The sequence below is a fragment of the Arthrobacter sp. TB 26 genome (genome assembly GCF_000427315.1).
GTDB lineage: Bacteria > Actinomycetota > Actinomycetes > Actinomycetales > Micrococcaceae > Arthrobacter.
This window is the reverse complement of sequence record NZ_AUPJ01000408.1, coordinates 1-2855: the sequence shown is the minus strand read 5'-3', so window position 1 is coordinate 2855 and position 2855 is coordinate 1. Positions and strand designations below refer to the sequence as shown.

The window sequence follows — 2855 nt, the reverse complement described above, 5'->3', positions numbered from 1 at the left end:
CGCCACACCAGGCTAGTAGCGGTTGATCGCGGGAAGCGCGGGAGCGGTCTTGATGACCGTGCCGGCGGTGGCTTCCCAGGCCTTCTTGTAGGAACCGTCCTTGTCGAAGGCCTCCAGCTGGTCATTGACCCAGTTGCGGAAGACGGTATCGCCCTTCTTCAGGCCGATGCCGTAGGGCTCCTTGGTGAAGGTCTGGTCGGAGGCGAGCTTGAAGGCTTCCGGCTCCTTGGCGACGAAACCGGCCAGGATGACGTTGTCAGTGGTGATCGCTTCAACCTGCTTGTTGCGCAGCGGCTCAAGGCAGGCGGAGTAGGTCGCGGCCGGAACCAGGACTGCTCCGTACTTTTCCACGATCGTCGCGGCAGGCGTGGAACCGGTCACGGAGCAGACGTTCTTGCCCTTGACGTCTTCGGGCTTGGTGATGGACGTGTTGTCCTTGTTCACCATGAGTGCCTGGCCTGCTTCGTAGTACGGGCCGGCGAAGTCGACTTCGGTCTTGCGCTTGTCGTTGATCGTGTAGGTGGCGACGATGATGTCGACGTCGCCGTTTTTGATGAACTGCTCACGGTTCGCGGAAACCGTTTCTTTCCATTCGATCTTGTCGGCGGGGATGCCCAGCTTGCCGGCGATCAGCTTGCCCATTTCGACGTCGAAGCCGACCGGCTTGCCGTCAAGGCCCTTCTGGCCGAACAGGGGCTGGTCGAACTTGGTGCCGATGACGATCTTGCCGGCGGATGAAAGCTTGGCCATGGTGGTATCCGCAGCGAAGCTCGGCTTCTCGGCCACGGGCGGGTTGGACGTGGTGGCGGTGCTGCCGCCGCAGGCGCTCAGGCTCAGGGCCAGGGCTGCGGAGGCGGCTACCAGAAGGGATTTCCTTCGGGTCAAAAATGCCATGGTGACATTCCTTTCATTGGTCGGCCGCCCTGCGGCGGCCGGAGTGCGAACTCGTCAGGGATTAGTGGGTCAGCAGCTTGGACAGGAAGTCCTTGGCCCGGCTGCTCTTGGGGTTGGTGAAGAACTCTTCGGGGGTGGCGTCTTCCACGATCTGGCCGTCAGCCATGAAGACCACGCGGTCGGCGGCCTTGCGGGCGAAGCCCATCTCGTGGGTGACCACGATCATGGTCATGCCCTCCTTGGCCAGCTGGATCATGACGTCGAGGACTTCGTTGATCATTTCCGGGTCCAGCGCGGAGGTGGGCTCATCGAACAGCATGACCTTCGGCTTCATGGCCAGGGCCCGGGCGATAGCGACGCGCTGCTGCTGGCCGCCGGAGAGCTGGGCCGGCAGTTTGGGGGCCTGGTGTCCGACGCCGACGCGCTCCAGCAGGGCCATGGCATCCTTGTCGGCTTCAGCCTTGGACATGCCCTTGACCTTGATGGGTCCGAGCGTGACGTTTTCAAGAATCGTCTTGTGGGCGAAGAGGTTGAACGATTGGAAGACCATGCCGACGTCGGCCCGCAGCTTGGCGAGTTCCTTGCCCTCTTCCGGCAGTTCCTTGCCGTCGATCTTGATGACGCCGTCGTCGATTGTCTCGAGGCGGTTGATGGCACGGCACAGCGTTGACTTGCCGGAACCCGACGGTCCGATGACGACAACAACCTCGCCCTTGCGGACATTCAAGTTGATGTCCTTCAGGACGTGCAACTGGCCGTAATGCTTGTTGACGGCATTCAGGGAGACGAGGGCATCGCCGGGCACTTGAGTAGTCATAAGAAGAATCTAGCGAACATCGGCGGCTTATGACCGCAATCACTCCGACTTCCTACAGATCGTGATTCAAGAGATACCTGCAGGTCAGGCTGTTTGGGGCAGCCTCCGGTAGCCTGCGGGCCGCCCGGGGAACTGCCTGGGGTGACGCCACGTCCGTGCCGTGCCGGACGGGTGCGGGCGGGCATCCGCGCTAACCTGTGGGCATGAGCACCGATCCGCAGCACCACGGAGAGCCGGCCGCCGCCGGACAGACAGCCGGACAGACAGCCGGAAAGACAGCAGGAACGGCTGCCGGTAAGACATCCGCCGAATCCCGCGATACGCCGCCACCGGCGGGGATCCGGCACAAGGGTCCGCTGGAGTTGCGGCGCAAGGCCGCCAAAGTCACGATGTCGGACCGTACCCTGCTGGATACGAAGGGACCCGGCCAGTTCGTCCACACCGATCCGTGGCGCGTCCTGAGGATCCAGAGTGAGTTCGTGGAAGGGTTCGGCGCGCTGGCCGACCTGGGCCCGGCGGTCAGCGTTTTCGGCTCGGCCCGGACCCTGCCCGGCAGCCTGAACTACGAGCTCGCTGTCGAGGTGGGGCGCCAACTGGCCGAAGCCGGGCTGGCAGTGATCACGGGTGGTGGGCCCGGCTCGATGGAGGCCGCCAACAAGGGCGCCGTGCAGGGCAACGGGGTGTCCGTGGGACTGGGCATCGAGTTGCCGTTCGAGCAGGGGATGAACCAGTGGGTCGACCTGGGCATCAACTTCAGGTATTTCTTCGCCCGCAAGACCATGTTCGTGAAGTACGCCCAGGGGTTCATCGTCCTCCCGGGCGGCCTCGGAACCCTTGACGAACTCTTCGAAGCCATGGTCCTGGTCCAGACCCGGAAGGTGACCTCCTTCCCCATTGTCCTGATCGGGACAGCGTTCTGGAGCCCGATGGTGGAATGGATCCAGAGCACCCTGGTGTCCGAGGGAATGATGTCGGAGGAGGACCTGGACCTGCTGCAGGTAGTGGATGATCCGGCGCTCGCGGTGGAGCTCGTGGTGGAAGGCGCCGCCCGGCACCGGAACCCCAACGGCAGCGGGTCCGGAAACGGGTCCGGCACCTCAAGCACGGGCGGGACGCGCGGCTGACAGGCCACACGCCGGACCCG

3 protein-coding genes are annotated in these 2855 nt (G+C 63.8%); 1 reads left to right on the top strand and 2 read right to left on the bottom strand.

Annotated features, from left to right (window positions below; all coding sequences use genetic code 11):
- Positions 1 to 12: 12 nt before the first annotated feature.
- Together K789_RS0115760 and K789_RS0115755 are read right to left on the bottom strand one after the other, a co-directional pair.
- Entirely contained in the window at positions 13 to 894 is an 882-nt protein-coding gene (locus tag K789_RS0115760; RefSeq protein ID WP_024367595.1) for a glutamate ABC transporter substrate-binding protein, read from the bottom strand.
- A 61-nt stretch (positions 895 to 955) separates the two neighbouring features.
- Positions 956 to 1711: an amino acid ABC transporter ATP-binding protein gene (locus K789_RS0115755; protein WP_024367594.1), complete on the bottom strand. Its 756-nt coding sequence runs from the start codon at positions 1709 to 1711 to the stop codon at positions 956 to 958.
- Positions 1712 to 1908: 197 nt separating this feature from the next.
- On the opposite strand from K789_RS0115755, the gene K789_RS23300 reads away from it, so the two are divergent.
- A complete protein-coding gene (locus K789_RS23300) occupies positions 1909 to 2835 on the top strand; it encodes a TIGR00730 family Rossman fold protein (protein WP_416352807.1) in 927 nt (308 codons plus the stop codon).
- The last annotated feature ends 20 nt before the right edge of the window (positions 2836 to 2855 follow it).

Excerpts from the sequence above, each read along its gene's own strand:
- K789_RS0115760 (WP_024367595.1), bottom strand. The coding sequence starts at position 894 with ATGGCATTTTTGACCCGAAGGAAATCCCTTCTGGTAGCCGCCTCCGCA.
- K789_RS0115755 (WP_024367594.1), bottom strand. The coding sequence starts at position 1,711 with ATGACTACTCAAGTGCCCGGCGATGCCCTCGTCTCCCTGAATGCCGTC.